The organism is Pseudomonas sp. RtIB026 (assembly GCF_016861355.2).
Classification (GTDB): Bacteria; Pseudomonadota; Gammaproteobacteria; order Pseudomonadales; family Pseudomonadaceae; genus Aquipseudomonas; species Aquipseudomonas peradeniyensis.
In genome coordinates, this window is record NZ_AP023348.2 from 2,284,244 (window position 1) to 2,303,075 (window position 18,832).

The window sequence follows — 18,832 nt, forward strand, 5'->3', positions numbered from 1 at the left end:
TGTTCTGCTAGTGTGCTGTCTCGGAAATAATCTGTTCACTTTTGGCGGCACCTTGAGCGTCCGACCGGCGTTGCCACTCCTCGCCATAGCCCTGCTATGACTCGTCGCGGTGCCTTGGCCGGACACCCAGGCCACTCGCCAAAAGAGAACGTATTTCCGAGACAGGACACTAGCACCTGGAGGCGTAGTCGATCCGAAGACTTGAGGAAAACTAGAATAGATGCAAAACGTACGTGGTGGCGCTGATTTTGGGGATATGGACCTTTTCACCTTGATTGCGGTGTTGTGGGAGGAGAAAATTCTGGTGATCGGTGTGGCGTTAGTTGTCACGCTTGCTTCAATCGGCTATGCGTTTTTCGCTTCACCGTTGTTCGAGGCAAAGGTTTACGTCCAGCCGCCCTTTGCTCATGATGTCGCGCGTCTCAACCAAGGGAGGGGGGGGGATAGTGGTCTGAAACTGATTTCGTCCAAGGATGCTTATACTGTGTTTCTGGATTCTTTGAATTCGGAAACATTGCGCAGAAAATTTTTTCTCGAATTTTATATGCCAAATCTTTCGCAGGGGGAGCGATCACACTCTCAGGACGATTTGTACGCGCGGTTCAATAAGCTGTTGGTTATTACGGAAAGCCCAGTGCCTGAGCGTTACTCGGTTGTGATGCGACAGACGACCCCAGCCGTGGCTGCCAATTGGCTCTCGCGTTATGTGCAAATGGCCAGTGAAGAGGCGAAGGCGGCTCTGATTCGAGGGGCGCAGGTTGAAGTTTCATTGAAAGCGGACAGTCTCGGAAAAAAGATTGAAGTCGCTCGAGCCAATGCCCGTAGAGGGCGTGAAGATCAGGTGGTGCAGTTATCGGAAGCGCTGGTGATCGCAGAAACAATCGGGCTGGAAAAGCCAACTGAGGTGCTTAATACATCGGTGGGTGAAACGGGAGGGGTACGCGACATGATGTATCTACGCGGATCCAAGGCGTTGAAGGCCGAGATAGAGGCGCTTGGCAAGCGGGAAAGTAACGATCCTTTTATCTCAGGGTTGCGCGCCTATCAAGAAGAACTCGCCTTTTATCAGGCATTGAAAGTGGGTGAAGTGGAGTTTGAGGTGTATCGCCCTGATGGCGAGGTGCTGGAGCCTGATGAGCAGGTCAAGCCGAATCGTGCTCTGGTCATATCGCTGGGTGTGCTGGCGGGCCTGCTTCTTGGTGTCGCCGCCGCTTTATCGCAGCTCGTGTGGCGAGGTGTACGACGTCGAGGCTCCAGCGCTGCCGAGTTGTCTTCAAGCTAGGGGCTGTAAGAAATGTGTCTGCGCGAAGGCCGGGCAAGGCGAAACGGGGGGAGGAAGCGTAGTGTACTGGAGTACATGAGCATTCCGAGCCCCGTTTCAACGCAGTATGGGCGAGTGCAGATACATTTCGTAAATAGCCTAGGGCAGCGGGGCTGCGCTCAAGCTTGCGTAATGTATAGTGTCTGCGATAAGGCATGCTGAAAGCGTTTTAAAGCAAGAATTTCGGAGCGAGAAATGGGTACTGAGTTGGATTATTTTGTGCATGAGCATGCTTTGTGCGAATCTCTCTCGATTGGTGCTGGCTCTCGGATATGGGCATTTGCTCATGTCCTGCCAGGGGCTGTAGTGGGCAAGGAATGTAATGTTTGTGATAACGTTTTTATCGAGAACGACGTCGTAATCGGTGATCGGGTAACACTCAAGTGTGGTGTCCAGGTTTGGGATGGCATTACTTTGGAGGATGACGTATTTGTGGGTCCTAATGTTACCTTTACAAATGATCTGTTCCCACGAAGCAAAGTCTATCCAGGAGAGTTTCTGCGAACGATTGTCCGACGAGGTGCGTCTCTCGGTGCGAACTGCACTATATTGCCGGGTTTGACCATTGGGGAGCGGGCCATGGTTGGCGCTGGGGCTGTAGTTACGCGCTCGGTCCCGCCTGGGGCAGTCGTCGTAGGCAATCCTGCGAAAATTATCGGCCATGTGGACAGCGAGCGTTCCTCTCCATTGGTGGCTGATTCGTCATGTGAGCTTGGTGTGACCGCCACGCAAGTTGGTGGGGTAACGCTTCATTGCCAGAAAGTAATAAGTGATTCGCGGGGCTGTCTGACGGTTGGCGAGTTTGAGCGGAGTGTGCCTTTTACGGCGAAGCGTTATTTCCTCGTCTATGGTGTCCCGGCTGGTGAAACTCGCGGTGAGCATGCTCATTTGAAGTGCCATCAATACCTGGTGGTAGTCAAGGGCAGTGTTAATGTCATTGTCGATGATGGTCGTGTGCGGGATGAGTTTGTGCTCGATAAGCCAAACATGGGTATTTATCTGCCTCCTCTGACTTGGGGGGTTCAATACCAATACTCCAGTGATGCCGTGCTCCTGGTGTTCGCCTCCGATTACTATGATGCAGAAGATTACATCCACAGTTATGAAGATTTTGTCGAGCTTGTAAAGTAAGGATCCTTTATCCCTTCCCCTGGCTTCGCGGGAGTCGAGTGGCCGTTTGGGCCATTGGCATGCCTGCGCGGGGGCGGGGTAGCCGTTTCTGCTGCGGGCCATTCCCATTCGACGACGGTCACGAGAATGTCAAGGGGGTGTCACCCTGCTGTCAGTCAGGCGTGCTAGCAAAAGGTCAGCGTTGACGCTTGTATAAATGGCTACCGCTGCCATAATACGACCCTTTCCTTGCATGCAGGTACGGCCTGCATTCCACGTCGTGGCACGGATATGCCTTTAGCCAAGCCATGGGATGGGGCCTGCCGCGGTACTTTTCAGGCTCGAAGGCAGGTCTGTCGTGACTAGCATCAATAAGCTTCCCTCAGTAGGTATCCTTGAGTTTAACCTTTTCAGTGCGATTGCCGCGCTGTGGCGCGGTAGGCGACTGGTTCTCGCAACCACTGCGCTGGCAACCATGGCCGCATTGACCTATGCCTTTCTTGCCACACCCAGTTATAGGGTAACAAGTGTTCTGCGCCCAGTAGCCCAATTCGAGTTGGACTCGCTGAACCGGTCAGGGGTATACAAGCTCGAGCCCGAGCAAGCGTTGCAGCGTGTTGGTGCAGCGCTGGAATCTTACGACACCCGATTTGCTTACTTTCGAGCCCATCCCGAGCAGTTCAAGTCATTCGATGACCCCGCTTTAAGTGTTGAGCAACGCTTCGAATTATTCAATCGCAATTCTTTGCAGGTGCGTCGCGTCAGTGCTTCAACCGGGGAAGGAAGTAGTGATGCTGTCGTGCTTGAGCTTACTTATCGCGCAGGTGATGAGGGTGTCGCGATCATGGAAGGCTTGCTGGAACAAGCTTCTATGGTTGAACGTGAAAGAATTAGTAGTGATATAAGCGCTATTATTAATAATCAGCTGAAAACATTGGATTTGAGGCTAGAGAAGTCGCGGCTCACCTACGAGACACTCAAAGATCTCCAGATTGTTTCGTTGAATGAAAAAGACTCGGTAACACGAGCCCGGCTGCTTGACGAGATGCGTGCACGGCGTGCCGAGCTCAAAACATTGCGTGCCAATCGTATTGCTCAGTTGGATGAGGCGCTTCTCATCGCTCGACGCTTGGGCATCAAGCGGCCTTCGACACCTGCCTCGATTGCCGATAACCTGGCGAATAATGCCACCAGCGTAGTCGTGGCTGATGGTGTCAGTCGCGACCCTCTCTACTTCCTTGGCAGCGATGCCCTGGAGGCTGAGCGCGCAGCATTGGTCCAGCGTCGCTCCGACGATTTCGTTGACACTCGAATCCCGCAGATCGCGAAAGAGCTGCAGATGCTCGAGCGCAATCGCGAAATTGAGGCGCTTGAACAGCGCAAGCGTACTGATTTGTACGCACAGGATATCGCCGCTATCAGGGCAGAGCGATTTGAGTTGGAACAGCTCAGGTTGCAAGCCTCGATTCTCAAGCTTGTGAGTGTTGACCAGCGTGCGGTGAGCCCACAGGCACCGGTCTCACCGAACAAATGGCTTCTAGGCATCAGCGGCATGCTACTGGGGCTGTTATTAGGGATGGGTTTTGTGTTGCTGCGGCATCTGTTCATGAGTAATAGCTCGCAGTTCAAGGGGGCTGCCCTTGATCGGGTGGCGGCTACGGGCGCCGTCCTGCAGCGTGAGGATCTCAGCGGGGGGCGCTTGCGTTGAGAATTGCTTTACTGGCGCTATCGGCGTCATCACTCCGTAGGGGGGGGGTGGCATTTTGCCTTGTAACGCGAGTGTCATTAATGTGAGATAGTAAGCATTCCGCGCACCGTTCATGTCTTGCGTAGGGTTGCAGCGTTGCGTTGCGATCGTATGAAGACACAGGCTTTCAATGTGTCGTGGTTACAGGGTTGTCCCGGGTCTGCTTGCACAGTCGAACCGGGCCCAGGATTTCATGAGGAATATGATGGTCAGCTTTCTCAATCTGAAAAAAATAAACGAAACGCTTCAAGATGAACTGATGGAGGCCTGCAAGCGGGTTATTGAATCAGGTTGGTATATTGCGGGCAAAGAACTTTCTGAGTTTGAGGATGCTTGGGCTAAGTACTGTGGTGCAAAACATTGTATTGGTGTCGCTAATGGTCTAGATGCCTTGGTGTTGACGCTTCGTGCCTGGAAAGAGTTGGGTAAGCTTAATGCGGGTGATGAGGTAATTGTCCCGGCTAATACGTATATTGCAAGTATCCTCGCTATCTCGGAAAATCAGCTACAGCCCGTTTTGGTTGAGCCTGATCCTGACACATTCAATATTTCCGTGGATGGCATAAGGCGCTGCATTTCGTCGAAAACCAAGGTGATATTACCTGTTCACCTGTACGGACAATTGGCTGACATGCCTGCCATCATGCAATTGGCCAAGGAGCATGGGCTGCTTGTTCTGGAGGACTCCGCGCAGTCACACGGTGCCAGTATTGATGGGCGGCGATGTGGGAATTGGGGGGATGCTTCAGGGTTCAGCTTCTATCCAGGTAAGAACCTTGGCGCTTTGGGTGATGCCGGGGCTGTCACGACCAATGATGAAGAGCTCGCCTCGACGCTGCGAGCATTGCGTAATTATGGCTCTCACAAGAAGTATGAGAATCTGTACAGGGGAGTAAATAGCCGACTGGACGAAATTCAGGCGGCGATGCTTTCCGTTAAGCTTCGTGTGCTTGACGTCCATACGCGACAACGTCGGATTATTGCGGGTCGCTATATGGCTGGTATTGATAATCCCGCGATCACTCTTCCTGCCGTTGAGCGAGAGGAGCAGCATGTTTGGCATCTTTTCGTTGTGCGTACGGCTCAGAGGGAAGCATTGCAGCAGCATCTGAATGAGCAAGGGGTACAAACCCTGATTCATTACCCGATTCCACCTCATCAACAACAAGCGTATGCGGAGTGGCACGAGCACAGCTATCCCGTCAGTGAGCAGCTGCATCAAGAGGTGCTGAGTCTGCCTATGGATCCGACCATGATGGAAGCGGACGTCGAAAAGGTTATCGCCGCCTGCAACTCCTTCAAAGGTATGGTCCTCTAAGTCGATGACGCTTATAAAGACCAGTCTTCTCAATGGTATTTCCGTACTCGTCCGGATGTTGACCCTGCTCGGACTGAACAAGATTCTAGCAATCTATGTCGGTCCATCGGGCTACGCCGTGCTTGGGCAGTTTCAAAACGCAGTTCAAATGATCACCACATTTGCTAGTGGTGCAATTAATACTGGCGTAACCAAGTATACTGCCGAGTATGGAGATGATCTGCAGCGTCAGCGAGAAGTCTGGCGTACGGCCTTGATTATCACTGGAGCAGGCTCTGTGCTATCGAGCCTGCTCATTTTTGCCCTCAGTGATCATTTGGCTGTTTTGCTTATGAAGGATTCAGCCTATGCCAGTGTGTTTGTCTGGTTTGCCGCATTCCTTCTCCCTTTCACTCTCAATGCATTGTTGATTGCTATCCTCAATGGCAGAAAGGAGATCGCGCTTTACGTAGTCGCGAATATTGCCGGTAGTCTTTTTTCTCTCGTCGTCACTACGGTGTTGGCTATTCGATGGGGGCTGTATGGTGCCTTGGTTGCATTGGCGGTGTATCAGTCTCTGAGTTTTTTCGTCACGTTGGTCATCATTCTCAGAACCTCTTGGTTCACGCTGGCTAATTTTTTTGGTCGTTTCGACAAGTCTATCGCGCTGAATCTGCTTAAGTTTACCTCCATGGCCTTGGCATCGGCCATTTGTGTGCCACTCAGCCAGATAGCTATTCGTGAGTACATTGGTACTCACGCTGGATGGGAGGTTGCCGGGTATTGGGAGGCGATGTGGCGTCTTAGTGCGGCTTATCTGATGCTTGTAACGACCACGCTCAGCGTTTATTTTCTTCCGCGTTTCTCGGAATTGGCAGACCTGGCGGATATTCGTCGTGAAATAGTTGCGGGTTACAAGATAATTGTACCTGTCACGGTGCTCAGTGCATTGGTAATGTACGTGCTGCGCGACTTTATTATTGGTCTGCTATTTACTGAAGATTTTTTGCCTATTCGCGAAATGTTTGCCTGGCAGATGGTGGGCGACGTGCTGCGTATTTGTAGCTGGATGCTGGCTTACGTATTTATCGCGAAAGGTCGGTTTAGGATTTATATTGCTTCTGAAATTCTATTTGCCGTTCTGTTCTATGCTTTGACTCGTTTGCTCTTGCCGCCCCTAGGTATTTCGGGTTTGGCCATGGCGCACGCGTTGAATTATGCAGCATATTTTATTTTCATGTATATGGCGTTGAGGCGGTTTGGGGTGTTCAAATGAGTCTGGAGCTAGAACTACCTTGCGGTGGCGATCCGGCGAAGCTTGTGAAAGGTCTGGTCAGTGTCTGCATACCTGTTTATAACCATCAGCGCTACGTCGAGCAGTGCATACGCAGTATTTTGGAACAAGATTATTCGCGTATCGAGTTGATCGTAATCGATGACGGCTCTCCTGATGCGAGTAGTCAAGTAATTGAGCGACTTGTTTCCGAGTGCGAGGCGCGATTCGAACGCTTTGCATTCCGTAGACGTCCAAACAAGGGCCTTTCCAACACGCTTAACGAAGGGTTGGCATGGAGTCGCGGTGAATACTTTTGTGTGATTGCTTCGGATGACGCCATGTTGCCGGACAAGACAACGAAACTGTTGACGCACTTGGAGGCGGACACGACGTACGCTGGAGCCTTTGGCGGCATCATGATGATGGACGATGATGGAGCAATCGTAGGAAAGGTTAACCCTGGTGCTCGCGATTGTTGTTTTGCGGATATTTTCCTGGCTAAAGTCAAGCTTCTGGCCCCTGCCAATCTGCTGCGCACCGAAGTGGTCCGGCGTATGGGGGGATTCAATCCGCAAGTCAAGGTCGAGGACTGGGACTTGTGGCTTCGGATGACGCAGGCTGGAGAGCGATTGAGGATTGTCGGTGAGGTAGTTTCGCTCTACCGCAGGCACGACAGCAATACATCGAAAAACTATGCGTTGATGCAGGCTGAGATGGCAAAAATTGCCAGTACCTATCGCCTTCATCCGTTGTATGCCGCCAATCAATCGATGTTGCATTGTATGAAGTTTCGCGATCATGCCATGGTGGCAAAACTCCAAGCGGTCAAGATGCTACCTTCTGTGTGTTGGCGAGTAGGAGATGTGCGCATGTGGCAAGGAATTTTTAACTTGCTGTTCAAATGGTAAAGAACCGATGACAATAGCTGTAGGCGTGCAGGGTAATGAGCAGGCTGAGAAAAAAGGCTCTTTTCTGTTGGCGCTCATTGTACTTACGGTAATAATTGGCTTTCCGCGTATCTACGGTACCGAAATCCCAATGGCGGTGTTGCTCATGCCATTTTATCTGTTTGGGTTTCTTCGGTTGCTTTTTACCAATGGCGGGTTTGCGGTTGCCTTCATGTTGTTGTTTGGAAGTTGGCTTCTCGGTGGTGCGCTTGTCGCTACCACCGGTGCGCCGGGCGATCTGTTCTTCCATTTTGTCGTGTCCAGTAAGATTTTTCTTAATATTTTTTTTGGCTACGTTATCTATCGGGTTTCGAGTAAAAGGCCTTCGGTTTTACTGGCTTGGATTGCCTTGCAAAGTGTCTTGGTCATAGTTTCAGTTATTGATCGCGAGGTATACCTTGCGCTGTTGGGCTTTATATCACCGCGATCGGCAGAGGTGTTTCAACATATTTACGGGTTGCGCGCGCTCGGTTTTGGCTTGTTTCATGTTGATGGCGCCCTTACGTTAGTTATAACGACCTTCTACTATTTGCTGATTACTCGCCCTGGTTATTTTAAGGGTTTTTTGATTATTCTGATTTTTCCGATTGCGATGGCGATAGCGCGCAGTGCGATAATTCCTTTCGCGATTCTCGGCGCCAGTCGTCGTGGTCTGGGCCTGAAAATTCTGATGCTCGTGGCTCTGGTTGGAATGGTCGTGCTGAGTTTCTATGTGACATCGGGTGCTTTCTACCAGGCTACCGAGATCTTCAGAAATTTTGCGACAACCGGTGAGCTGCACAGTGATAGTGTTCAATCTCTGTCATTTATGTATCGATTGCCCGACCAGCTGTCTACATACTTGTATGGTGATGGTCGCTATTTTTCTGAGGATACATCCGTATTAGGGTTCTATAAGGGAACGGACGTTGGTTATCTGCGGCTTCTGTATTTTTCGGGTGTGGGATCCATTGCTTTATTTGTTCTTTTGAATAGTTTTTACCTTTTCCCGATTCTTTTTTCCGGGCGTTATGAAAAGAGTCGTGAGATCAAGATTTTTGCGCTGGCCTTGCTTTTGATATTTGTAATCATAAATTTCAAAGGACTGCAGGTCATGCCGATCTTCGCTGTGTCCTTGTATCTGTTCGCCGGGCAACAGCAACGCGATACGCTCCGCCAAGCAGGTTTACGCAAATCAGAGGAGGTCGAAACGTGAAGGTTGGAGTAACAGGGGCTAGTGGTTTCATCGGAAAACTGCTTTGCCAGGCGTTGTTGGCGCGTGGAGACGAAGTCGTGGTGCTCACCCGCCGCGCTGATTTCGACATGCCCGGTGTAAAAGTGCACTTGGGTGATCTGACGAGTGACGAACAGGCATTGTCAGGATTTGTCGAGGGATTGGACGTTTTATTTCACTGCGCTGGAGAGTTGAAAAGAACCGAGTTCATGCATGATTTGCATGTGAATGGTACGCGTGCATTGTTGGGGGCCGCAGTGCACTCCATACAGCGCTCTGAACGTGATCTTCATTGGATTCAGTTGAGTAGTGTGGGGGCATATGGACCAGGAAGTGGTGCCGCTCATTCGCTGCGCGTAGTAAACGAGCAGAGTATCCCTGCGCCAGTGGGAGACTATGAGGTCACCAAAACCATTGCAGATGAGGCACTGGCGGCGGTAGCGTCTGTAACCCCACGCTTGCATTACACAATCGTGAGGCCGTCGATAGTGCTACACGCGGCAATGCCTAACCAGTCATTTTTCCAGTTGGCCCGCGCAGTGCATCGTAGGTTGTTTTTCTATATCGGGCTTGCAGGTGCGATTTCGACATATATACATGCGAATGATGTGGTGAGGGCTTTACTGCTCTGTGCTGAAAAGTCCGAGTCGAAAAATCAGACTTTCATCATTTCCAATGATTGCGAGCAGGTGGCCTTGGTCGAGGCCATAGCCTCCATTCAAGGCGTTCGCCCGCCACGATTACGCCTTCCAGAAAAGTTTCTGAGGGCTATGGTAGCGCTGCTGCCCCCACGGTTGTCCCCGCTCACTCAAGAGCGAATTGATGCCCTGGTTAAGCGAACAACTTACGATACCAGCTTGGCGAAATCGCTACTTGGCTTTAGTCCTTCGGCCTCGATGCCCGAGCAGCTAGTCTCTATTTTGAGAAAACAGTGAGTCATTTTGGATACTGGTATGCAATCGCGTAAAAAAATTTGCATAGTGGCTACTGTCCCTGTTGTTTTGCATGTGTTCATGCGGGCGCATATCAAGCGCCTCTCTGCGAACTACGACGTGACATTGGTGGTCCCCGGTGCGCGTCACGAGGTTGAAGAGCTACTCGGGGCGCATGTCGACTTCATTCCCTATGCCATCGAACGCAAGATCTCCCTCAAGCGTGACGTGATCTCGCTGTACCGGCTTTGGCGAATCCTGATGCAGCGTCGTTATGACTGCGTGCTTTCCCTGATGCCCAAGTCAGGGCTTGTCGCCATGTTGGCGGGGTGGCTGTCGGCGACACGGTGCCGCGTGCACATCTTTACCGGGCAGGTCTGGTTCACCCGGCGTGGGCTGGGACGTCGTTTCCTGATGTTCCTTGACCGTCTCCTGGCTGGTGCCGCAACGCACCTGCTGACGGACAGTCATTCGCAAAGAGATTTCCTGGTTGAGTCGAAGATCGTCGCCAGAGACAAGATCAGGGTGCTTGGCAAAGGCTCCATCAGTGGCGTGGATATCGAGCGCTTCAAGCCGGATCCGCAGCGTGCCGCGCAAATGCGTAGTGAGATGAACATCGCCGAAAACGCCAAGGTTTTCCTGTTTCTTGGTCGGGTCAATACGGCCAAGGGGATTCTGGATCTTGCCCAAGCCTTTGCATCGCTTGGCGAAGGGTATGCCGATGCCCACCTGCTGGTTGTCGGACCTGACGACGAGGGTATCGATGAGTCGCTGGCGGCCATCCTGCAACCTTGCCAGGACCGTTTTCACCGTGTGGGCTTCACCCGTACACCTGAGCACTACATGGCAATGGCCGACGTGTTTTGCATGCCCAGCTACCGGGAGGGTTTTGGCCTGGCGGTGATCGAGGCCGCAGCGGTGGGGGTGCCCAGCATGGTCTCGCGAATCTACGGATTGACCGATGCCGTCGAGGAAGACGTCACCGGGCTGTTCCATGAAGCAGGCGACATTGCGCAGATCCGCGAGGTTCTCACCCGGCTTCATGGCGACTCGGTACTTCGTGATAGGCTCGCGCTGTCTGGTCTGCAGAGGGCTCGCCGGGACTTCTCGCAGGATCTGGTGGTTGGGGAAATGCAGGTGTTCATCAAGGCGATCATGGACCGCCAATGACGCCGCAAGTAGAAAGGACAAGGGGCGATGGTACGATGCGCATAGTGTTAACAGGCGGTTCCGGATTTGTTGGTCAAGGTGTGTTGAAGCGATTGGCGACGATGCCGGTAGAGGTGGTTGCGGCAGTGCGCCGGCAATCAACACCATTGCCCGCCGGGGTTGAGCCACACCTGTTCGATGACCTGGCAAGCGAATCTGCCTGGCCTCAGGCTGAGCGGCCATTTGATGTAGTGATTCATTGTGCCTCCAGGGTGCATGTGATGAACGAGGTCGCCGCCGACCCGCTGGCGGAATTTCGCAAGGTCAATGTCGAGGCAACGCTCGCCTTTGCCCGGCGCGCCGCCCAGGCTGGGGTAAAGCGCTTTGTCTTTATCAGCTCGATCAAGGTCAATGGCGAGGGAACGCCTTTGGGGCGGCCCTACCATGCAGATGATGATGCCTCGCCCTCGGACCCTTACGGGGTGTCCAAGCAGGAAGCGGAAGAGCAGTTGATGAAGCTGGGACGTGACCTGGGCATGGAGATCGTCGTCATCAGGCCTGTGCTGGTTTACGGACCTGGGGTGAAGGCCAACTTCCACAACATGATGCGTTGGCTCGACAAACAGATTCCGTTGCCTTTCGGTGCCATACATAACAAGCGCAGCCTCGTGGCCCTGGACAACCTCGTCGACCTGATCGTGTTGTGTTGCTCGCACCCGGCGGCAGCCAACCAAGTGTTTCTGGTGAGTGACGGCCATGACGTTTCCACCACGGAGCTGCTGCAGAAGATGTCGGTCGCCCTGGGCAAGCCGGCCAGGTTGATACCGGTTCCGAGTTCGCTACTGACCCTCGGGGCCAATCTGCTGGGTAAGCGGGCACTGTCACAACGTCTCTGCGGCTCGCTTCAGGTCGATATCTCCAAGACACGCCAGATGCTCGGTTGGGAGCCGCCCGTGTCACTGGAGGAAGCGCTCGGCGTCACTGCAAAACATTTCCTGGAAAACCCCATTCGATGAGTTACTGGATCCTTCCCATTGCTGTTCTGCTGGTTTCTTACTTGCTGACAGGGGCGTTGCGCCGTTATGCAATTGCCCGAAGCATCATCGATGTTCCCAATGCCCGCAGTTCTCACTCCGTTCCCACGCCACGCGGTGGTGGTGTGGCAATCGTGCTGGCGTTCCTCGCGGCATTGCCGGTTGCCTACGGCCTCGATCTCATCTCGACGGGGCTGCTGATCGGTTCTTTGGGTGGCTGCGGCCTGGTGGCGGTAATCGGATTTCTCGACGACCATGGCCATATTGCGGCCCGGTGGCGATTGCTGGGACATTTTTCCGCAGCCTGCTGGGTGTTGTTCTGGCTAGGTAATGCCCCAAAGCTGGTGGTCCTGGGCGCGACACTGGACATCAGCCTGGTTACCTACGTGCTGGCGGCTTTCTACATTGTGTGGATGCTTAATCTCTATAATTTCATGGACGGTATCGATGGCTTGGCTAGCCTTCAGGCGATAACGGTCTGTTTGGGTGCATGCGTCATCTATTTCGCTTGCGGCGCTTCATCAATGGTGTGGGCACCGGCCTTGCTTGCATTGGCCGTGGCTGGTTTCCTGTTCTGGAATTTCCCGCCGGCGCGTATTTTCATGGGCGACGCAGGCAGTGGTTTCCTGGGAATCCAGTTGGCGCTGCTGTCGTTGCATGCCGCGAACGGCGACCCCGTGCTGCTCTGGTCGTGGATCATCCTGATGGGTGTTTTCATTGTCGATGCCACCTTTACCCTGGCTCGTCGGCTGTTGCGTGGCGACAAGGTCTATGAAGCACACCGAAGCCATGCCTACCAGTATGCTTCGCGACAATTTGGCAAGCACCGTCCCGTCACGCTGGCCGTGACGGCCATCAATCTGCTCTGGCTGCTGCCTTGGGCGGCCGTCGTGGCATTGGGGCATGTGGATGCATTGGTTGGCGTGATCGTGGCTTATGCACCGCTCCTCGCGCTTGCGGTCAAGTTCAAGGCGGGGCAAAGGGAAATCGTCGACAAGTCGCCAGCATGAGTGTCCAAAGGGCCCCGGCGGCATTGATCATGCCAGCCACTACAGTTGCGAGTGCGGCTCAGGTTCAGGTAAGAGGAGAATGATTTTGAAAGGGGTTATGGATAGTTTTCGGTCCGCATTGCTAGGGTTGCCTCGGCGATACAAAAGGCTGTTGCAGGTGGCAACTGACGTCGTGCTGGTCTGGGGGAGCTTGTGGCTGGCATTTCTCGTTCGCCTGGGGGTCGAAGAGCTGTCCAATCCGATCAAGGAGCACCTGTGGCTCTTTATCGCCGCCCCGATTGTGGCGATTCCGTTGTTCATCCGCTTCGGCATGTACCGTGCGGTCATGCGATATTTCGGTAACGATGCGCTGATCGCCATTGCCAAGGCCGTCAGCCTTTCGTCGTTGATCCTTGCCCTGGTGGTCTACTGGTACAGCAACCATCAAGCGGTGGTGCCGCGTTCGATCATCTTCAACTACTGGTGGTTGAGCCTGGTGTTCCTGGGCGGTCTGCGCCTTGTGATGCGCCAATATTTCCTCGGCGACTGGTTCGCAGCGGCCAAGCATGTGCCCTTCACCAATCGTGATGACGGTTTGCCGAAGGTTGCGGTTTACGGGGCAGGCGCCGCCGGCAACCAGTTGGTTGCGGCATTGCGCATGGGCCGGTTGATGCGGCCGGTGGCTTTCATTGACGATGATGTAAGTATCAGTGACCGGGTGATCGCCGGGCTGCAAGTCTACAAACCCAAGCATATCCAGAGAATGCTGGAGCTGACCGGCGCCGAGGAAATCCTGCTGGCCATTCCTTCGGCGACCCGTGCGCGTCGCCGTGAGATACTTGGCTTCCTCGAAGGTTTCCCTTTGCATGTGCGTAGTGTGCCTGGCTTCATGGACCTGGCCCGTGGTCAGGTCAAGGTCGATGATATCCAGGAGGTCGACATTGCCGATCTGCTTGGACGTGACCCGGTGCCGGCCCAGGACGAGTTGCTGGAACGCTGTGTTGTCGGCCAGTCCGTTCTGGTAACCGGAGCCGGTGGGTCGATCGGGTCCGAGCTCTGCCGTCAGATACTGAGTCTTCGTCCGAAGAATCTGCTGTTGTTCGAACATAGCGAATTCAATCTCTACAGCATCCTCAGCGAGCTGGAGCAACGGGTTGCTCGTGAGTCGCTGCCTGTCAGGGTACTGCCGATCCTGGGCTCCATTCGCAATCCTGACCAGTTGCTTGATGTCATGCGTACCTGGCATATCGATACGGTCTACCATGCCGCTGCCTACAAGCATGTACCCATGGTCGAGCACAATATCGCCGAAGGTGTGTTGAACAACGTATTCGGCACGCTCAACACGGCACAGGCTGCGTTGCAGGCAGGCGTTTCGAACTTCGTATTGATTTCCACTGACAAGGCGGTACGTCCAACCAACGTCATGGGCAGTACCAAGCGTCTGGCGGAAATGATCCTGCAGGCCTTGAGCCGTGAATCTGCTCCTGTCCTGTTTGGTCGCAGCAGCAATCTATCCCATGTCAATCGGACAAGATTCACCATGGTCCGTTTCGGCAATGTACTGGGTTCCTCGGGTTCGGTGATTCCGCTTTTCCACAAGCAGATCAAGTCGGGTGGTCCGCTGACCGTAACCCATCCGAAGATCACCCGTTATTTCATGACCATTCCCGAGGCCGCGCAGTTGGTTATCCAGGCGGGGTCCATGGGGCTGGGAGGGGATGTGTTCGTGCTGGACATGGGCAAGCCGGTGAAGATCGTCGAGCTGGCGGAGAAGATGATTCACCTTTCTGGCCTCAGCGTTCGCTCGGAGCGAAATCCGAATGGTGACATCGCCGTTGAGTTCACCGGGTTGCGGCCTGGAGAAAAACTCTACGAAGAGTTGTTGATTGGCGATAATGTCGGCGCCACTCAGCACCCAATGATCATGAGCGCTGATGAGGACTTCCTTGAGTGGTCCGCACTCAAGGAACAGTTGGTTCGACTGCAGAATGCTGTGCGGGTGGACGATTATGTTTCTGTTCGGCAATTGCTGCGGGAAATGGTCAGCGGCTATTCTCCAGATAGCGAAATTGTAGATTGGATCTATCTTCAGAGGAGAATGGATCCGTGATTTAATGATCGCGGTGTATCACGCAATCCTATGCGTGATACACGCGTTCGTTTGGTTCTGAGTGAGGCCGGGTGTAAGCGGTGCTCGTAACTTCTAAAAGTTACTAATCTCAGGCTATGGGCCGATATCAGTCTTGCATCTCCTCAGTCAGGCAAAGGTAAGGTAAGCTTTTATGGGGTCAAAACTTTCTGCTCTGACTTCGCTGCGGTTTTTTGGCGCGCTTTTGGTTTTTGTTAGTCACCTGAATTTTTTAAGGCAAAGCGATTCCTTGGTGGTGTCGGATTTTTATAGCGGCTACCTGTACGAAGGCTACATTGGTGTTACCTTTTTCTTTGTGCTTTCGGGCTTTATTCTTGCTTACGCTAACCATGGTAGAGTATTTAGTTACAGCGAGTATCTGTTTTCCAGGCTGGCGCGGATCTATCCATTGCATCTACTGACTTTGCTGCTGTCCATTCCTGTGTTGGTGGCAGTTGGCGGCGGGTCATCCAGTGTTTCGAAATACGTATCGGCGCTATTGTTGAATGTCAGTCTGTTTCAAGCCTTGATCGCCAAGGCATCGGTGTATTTCTCTTTTAATGCCCCCTCGTGGAGTTTGTCGGTAGAGTTTTTTTTCTATTTATTGTTTCCTTTTTTAATTTCATTCAGCACTCGCGTACTTGTTAGTGTTGTTGTTTTTGTTGTTTTGTTAAAGGTTGTTCTGGCTTTGTTGGTCGGCGGGGCGTTGGAGCATTTTTTGTTTTACATTTTTCCTCCGCTGCGCCTTGCCGATTTCCTGGTAGGAATCTTGCTGTTCAGGCTTTATGTGGGAGGGCCGGTGTACACGTTCAGGCAGGCGTCATTCTGTCAGGCGTTGTCATTGTTTGTACTGGTGGCTTTCTTCTCTCTAGGTCAATATATCCCACAATCCCATAGGTTCGACATCTATTACCTTCTGCCCATGGCTTGCCTTGTTTTTTCCTTTGCGCACCAGCAAGGGGTTCTTGCGCAAGCGATAAGCTCACGCCTACTGGTTTTGTTGGGGGAGGCGAGTTTCGCATTTTATCTCGTGCATCAGTTGGTAATTATTGTTGGTCAGGAAGTCAGGCTGAGACTTAATAGCGATCATGCTGTTTTGACGGATGCAGGCTTTGCAGTCGTCTATTTTTCGATCTCCTTGGCGCTCAGTATTTTTCTTTTCAAGTATTATGAAACTCCCGCTAGAATGAAGATGATTTCCTTGTGGCGTCGAAGGCGCGAGGGCGGTGCGACAGTGTGATATGGATACTGTCGCAAGTTTGCTTTTTTCAAGGGTACTTGAAAAATGAATCACGACCAGGTGGCAGTAATAAAGTCTTGATTTTTTGGGTGGATTCAATTGGGCGATAAGGGCAGAAGCAGCGCTCACTTGCAGTTAAAGACTTGCAGAATATTGATTGGATTTGACATTCTCAAGTGCGGTAGCGGTATCATGCGTGAAAAATGCAGATGGTCCTAGCAATCCTGAGGCTTGCTTTTGCTTCTGTCTGATGTAAAATCTACCCCCATTTTTCCTCGGTCACTGGCGGGTAGTTATGTTGAGAGATAAAAGCAGGATTGACTTTCTCGACTTCATGAGGGTATTTGCCTTTCTCAGCGTACTCATAGGTCACCTGTTCAACAAGCATCTGGCTGAGATTGCAATGGATACCTCCCTGCATCTCACTGTTCGTCAGGTCGCGCAGCTGATATATGATATCTGTTTCGCAGGCGCCGCCGGCGTCGTTGTGTTCTTCATGACATCGGGGTATATCATTACTCATGTTTTGCAGCATGAGCGTACAGGCGAATTCGTCATTCGTCGAATTTTTAGGATTTATCCACTTTACATTGTTGCAATTCTGTCGGAGGTTGTAGTAACGCATACAGTTATGAGCGTTCCTTTACCTTCTTTGACTGAGTTGATTTCAAGGCTTCTACTGGTTGGGGATTTTTTCAATACACCCAATGCACTGGGTGGCGTGGAATGGACGCTGAGGATAGAAATTCTATTCTATGGCTTCATGGCTGTTCTGAAAGCGACTGGGCTCATTGAACGCCCCAAGCTCCTGCCATTGGTGCTTGGTGTCATGACCCTGATACTATTCTTTGGTGGCGCGTTCCCACACGCGGGTGCTTGGACTGATGGCTACCTAAACATTTTTGGACCGTTTTTGTTTGTGGGGGTGATGGTCTATCTTGTTGAAAAGAAATTGGCAAATCCCTATCTCTGTTTCGCCTTGATTTTTTTGATCGCAGTGGTTTCGATCGAGAAAACTGTGCTACTGAAACCAGCGCTTAAGGAAAGCAATTATGTAGTGATGGCAACCTTGCTTTTCTTGGCGGGTTGGGCTCTGAGAGGACGGATCGTTAGCAACGCGATTATAAAGACGTTGTCCGAGATGACCTATGCCATTTATCTGTTTCATCTTTGGTCGTGGGGTTACCTGGAGATTTTGGTCGTCAAGATCGGGTTGACTGCCATTCCCTATCAGCTGCAGCAGATCATATTGCTCTTCGTCCTGTGTTACGTGGCTACAAAAACCGTTGAAAAGTACGGGGTGGCAGCGGGGCGATCTTTCATTGAGCGAATTAGAAATTCAAAGGCTTTCCTGCGGCCAGCGTGAGATAAATATAATCGTCACCGGGGCAGCTCATGGGATATCTTGAATTGCGGATGTCCCTAGGCTTTGTACGAAAAGTGCCTGCGCGACGATCATGCTGCGTTGAAAACAGGCTCGGAATGCTCATTTACAACCCGTAAACTTCGCTTCCTCGCCTGTTTTCGCCTTGCCTGATCGACGCTCGGCTACTTTTCGTACAAACCCTAGCTTTTCACCGCTTGATTCTATTGCGAGCATGTTACAAGTCATTTGTTTTACAGGGCTTAGATGGTCTCGCTGAATTGCTCGCTTTGATTAAAGTTTTTCCATTCGGTATGATCTGGTAATGATTTTCTGAATGTTGGCCTGTTGAATCTTCGACTTGAGCGTCTAGGGTTCAGGGGCAGCCACGGAACGCTGCTTCTGAAACCCATGACCAAGGAGTATTTCATCATGCGAAATGTACTTAATTATCTATTGTTTCCGCTCTTTACTTTTCTGTCATTCTCGCTCTCGGCCGCGCCGTCTGCTTCGTTGCCCCCTGGCACCGAGCAGGTCGCGCTTCAAGCTGTCGCGTCATCGCAACAAGCGGGGGCGGTCGACCTCAACCAGGCCGATGCATCTACCCTGCAGAGCCAATTGAGTGGCATCGGCAAGGCAAAGGCCGAGGCTATCGTGGCCTATCGCGAGGCGCACGGCCCTTTCCAATCGGTCGACGAGCTATTGGAGATCAAGGGTATCGGCAATGCGCTGCTGGAACGCAACCGTGAAAAGCTGAGGGTGGATTAACCTCGGCTAGCCGGCCGATCCTGTATCGGTCGGCTTTCTACCGCATGTCAGCGGTCTGCCGCATCCTTCGCATCCGCCTCGGCGTTGCGCTCATGCACCTTTTTCAACTGCTCCTCGGTCAGCGGCAACTTCTTCGCCGTATCCCGCAGCAGCATCAACCCGCCGACAATCGACCCGAGAGCAACAAGCAGTATCAACCAGGCATACCAAGGCATCAAGATTCTCCTGAAAGCGTACAGGGCACCGCTTACATGGCATTCGAGCCATTGCCGCAGCCGTTGGTTCAATTATAGGAGCCGCCCCCGCCCGGGCCAA

16 protein-coding genes are annotated in these 18,832 nt (G+C 52.4%); 15 read left to right on the plus strand and 1 reads right to left on the minus strand.

What is annotated here, in order from left to right; translation table 11 throughout:
• The first annotated feature begins 220 nt into the window (after window positions 1-220).
• The 15 genes from PRtIB026_RS10315 to PRtIB026_RS10390 all read left to right on the plus strand — a co-directional run bounded on the left by PRtIB026_RS10315 (window position 221) and on the right by PRtIB026_RS10390 (window position 18,517).
• Complete coding sequence (locus PRtIB026_RS10315) at window positions 221-1,282, plus strand: Wzz/FepE/Etk N-terminal domain-containing protein (RefSeq protein ID WP_267813789.1); 1,062 nt, start codon at window positions 221-223, stop codon at window positions 1,280-1,282.
• 234 nt (window positions 1,283-1,516) lie between these two features.
• A complete protein-coding gene (locus PRtIB026_RS26470; RefSeq protein ID WP_203647624.1) occupies window positions 1,517-2,452 on the plus strand; it encodes a WxcM-like domain-containing protein in 936 nt (311 codons plus the stop codon).
• A 337-nt stretch (window positions 2,453-2,789) separates the two neighbouring features.
• Window positions 2,790-4,139: a Wzz/FepE/Etk N-terminal domain-containing protein gene (locus tag PRtIB026_RS10330; protein ID WP_267813790.1), complete on the plus strand. Its 1,350-nt coding sequence runs from the start codon at window positions 2,790-2,792 to the stop codon at window positions 4,137-4,139.
• Window positions 4,140-4,383: 244 nt separating this feature from the next.
• The gene (locus PRtIB026_RS10335; RefSeq protein ID WP_267813910.1) at window positions 4,384-5,496 is read left to right on the plus strand and encodes a DegT/DnrJ/EryC1/StrS family aminotransferase; all 1,113 of its coding nucleotides are present in this window, start codon (window positions 4,384-4,386) and stop codon (window positions 5,494-5,496) included.
• A gap of 55 nt (window positions 5,497-5,551) precedes the next feature.
• A complete protein-coding gene (locus PRtIB026_RS10340; protein ID WP_244670923.1) occupies window positions 5,552-6,751 on the plus strand; it encodes an O-antigen translocase in 1,200 nt (399 codons plus the stop codon).
• Window positions 6,748-7,659: a glycosyltransferase family 2 protein gene (locus PRtIB026_RS10345; RefSeq protein WP_203647621.1), complete on the plus strand. Its 912-nt coding sequence runs from the start codon at window positions 6,748-6,750 to the stop codon at window positions 7,657-7,659. The genes PRtIB026_RS10340 and PRtIB026_RS10345 overlap by 4 nt, the downstream gene beginning before the upstream one ends.
• 7 nt (window positions 7,660-7,666) lie before the next feature.
• Window positions 7,667-8,893 carry a hypothetical protein gene (locus PRtIB026_RS10350; protein ID WP_203647620.1) on the plus strand — a complete coding sequence of 409 codons (1,227 nt, stop codon included), beginning with the start codon at window positions 7,667-7,669 and terminating at the stop codon, window positions 8,891-8,893.
• The gene (locus PRtIB026_RS10355) at window positions 8,890-9,846 is read left to right on the plus strand and encodes an NAD-dependent epimerase/dehydratase family protein (RefSeq protein ID WP_267813792.1); all 957 of its coding nucleotides are present in this window, start codon (window positions 8,890-8,892) and stop codon (window positions 9,844-9,846) included. The genes PRtIB026_RS10350 and PRtIB026_RS10355 overlap by 4 nt, the downstream gene beginning before the upstream one ends.
• A gap of 18 nt (window positions 9,847-9,864) precedes the next feature.
• The gene (locus PRtIB026_RS10360; protein WP_203647617.1) at window positions 9,865-11,013 is read left to right on the plus strand and encodes a glycosyltransferase; all 1,149 of its coding nucleotides are present in this window, start codon (window positions 9,865-9,867) and stop codon (window positions 11,011-11,013) included.
• A gap of 35 nt (window positions 11,014-11,048) precedes the next feature.
• Window positions 11,049-12,008 carry a UDP-glucose 4-epimerase family protein gene (locus PRtIB026_RS10365; RefSeq protein WP_203652694.1) on the plus strand — a complete coding sequence of 320 codons (960 nt, stop codon included), beginning with the start codon at window positions 11,049-11,051 and terminating at the stop codon, window positions 12,006-12,008.
• Entirely contained in the window at window positions 12,005-13,036 is a 1,032-nt protein-coding gene (locus PRtIB026_RS10370) for an MraY family glycosyltransferase (RefSeq protein ID WP_203647616.1), read from the plus strand. The genes PRtIB026_RS10365 and PRtIB026_RS10370 overlap by 4 nt, the downstream gene beginning before the upstream one ends.
• A gap of 97 nt (window positions 13,037-13,133) precedes the next feature.
• A complete protein-coding gene (locus PRtIB026_RS10375; RefSeq protein WP_203652693.1) occupies window positions 13,134-15,128 on the plus strand; it encodes a nucleoside-diphosphate sugar epimerase/dehydratase in 1,995 nt (664 codons plus the stop codon).
• Window positions 15,129-15,300: 172 nt separating this feature from the next.
• Complete coding sequence (locus tag PRtIB026_RS10380) at window positions 15,301-16,386, plus strand: acyltransferase family protein (protein ID WP_267813794.1); 1,086 nt, start codon at window positions 15,301-15,303, stop codon at window positions 16,384-16,386.
• 295 nt (window positions 16,387-16,681) lie between these two features.
• Entirely contained in the window at window positions 16,682-17,752 is a 1,071-nt protein-coding gene (locus tag PRtIB026_RS10385) for an acyltransferase family protein (RefSeq protein ID WP_203647613.1), read from the plus strand.
• Window positions 17,753-18,178: 426 nt separating this feature from the next.
• On the plus strand, window positions 18,179-18,517 hold the full coding sequence (locus PRtIB026_RS10390; protein ID WP_203652692.1) for a ComEA family DNA-binding protein: 339 nt from the start codon (window positions 18,179-18,181) through the stop codon (window positions 18,515-18,517).
• 47 nt (window positions 18,518-18,564) lie between these two features.
• Here the strand turns inward: PRtIB026_RS10390 and PRtIB026_RS10395 are convergent, their stop codons facing one another.
• Window positions 18,565-18,732, minus strand: a complete 168-nt coding sequence (locus PRtIB026_RS10395) for a DUF2897 family protein (protein WP_082337674.1) — start codon at window positions 18,730-18,732, stop codon at window positions 18,565-18,567.
• Between the last annotated feature and the right edge of the window lie 100 nt (window positions 18,733-18,832).

Bases quoted from the DNA above. Each gene is read 5' to 3' on its own strand.
- PRtIB026_RS10380 (WP_267813794.1), top strand. From the start codon at position 15,301: ATGGGGTCAAAACTTTCTGCTCTGACTTCGCTGCGGTTTTTTGGCGCG.
- PRtIB026_RS10345 (WP_203647621.1), top strand. From the start codon at position 6,748: ATGAGTCTGGAGCTAGAACTACCTTGCGGTGGCGATCCGGCGAAGCTT.
- PRtIB026_RS10315 (WP_267813789.1), top strand. From the start codon at position 221: ATGCAAAACGTACGTGGTGGCGCTGATTTTGGGGATATGGACCTTTTC.
- PRtIB026_RS10335 (WP_267813910.1), top strand. From the start codon at position 4,384: ATGGTCAGCTTTCTCAATCTGAAAAAAATAAACGAAACGCTTCAAGAT.
- PRtIB026_RS10360 (WP_203647617.1), top strand. From the start codon at position 9,865: ATGCAATCGCGTAAAAAAATTTGCATAGTGGCTACTGTCCCTGTTGTT.
- PRtIB026_RS26470 (WP_203647624.1), top strand. From the start codon at position 1,517: ATGGGTACTGAGTTGGATTATTTTGTGCATGAGCATGCTTTGTGCGAA.
- PRtIB026_RS10365 (WP_203652694.1), top strand. From the start codon at position 11,049: ATGCGCATAGTGTTAACAGGCGGTTCCGGATTTGTTGGTCAAGGTGTG.
- PRtIB026_RS10370 (WP_203647616.1), top strand. From the start codon at position 12,005: ATGAGTTACTGGATCCTTCCCATTGCTGTTCTGCTGGTTTCTTACTTG.
- PRtIB026_RS10375 (WP_203652693.1), top strand. From the start codon at position 13,134: ATGGATAGTTTTCGGTCCGCATTGCTAGGGTTGCCTCGGCGATACAAA.
- PRtIB026_RS10350 (WP_203647620.1), top strand. From the start codon at position 7,667: ATGACAATAGCTGTAGGCGTGCAGGGTAATGAGCAGGCTGAGAAAAAA.
- PRtIB026_RS10385 (WP_203647613.1), top strand. From the start codon at position 16,682: ATGTTGAGAGATAAAAGCAGGATTGACTTTCTCGACTTCATGAGGGTA.
- PRtIB026_RS10395 (WP_082337674.1), bottom strand. From the start codon at position 18,732: ATGCCTTGGTATGCCTGGTTGATACTGCTTGTTGCTCTCGGGTCGATT.
- PRtIB026_RS10340 (WP_244670923.1), top strand. From the start codon at position 5,552: ATGTTGACCCTGCTCGGACTGAACAAGATTCTAGCAATCTATGTCGGT.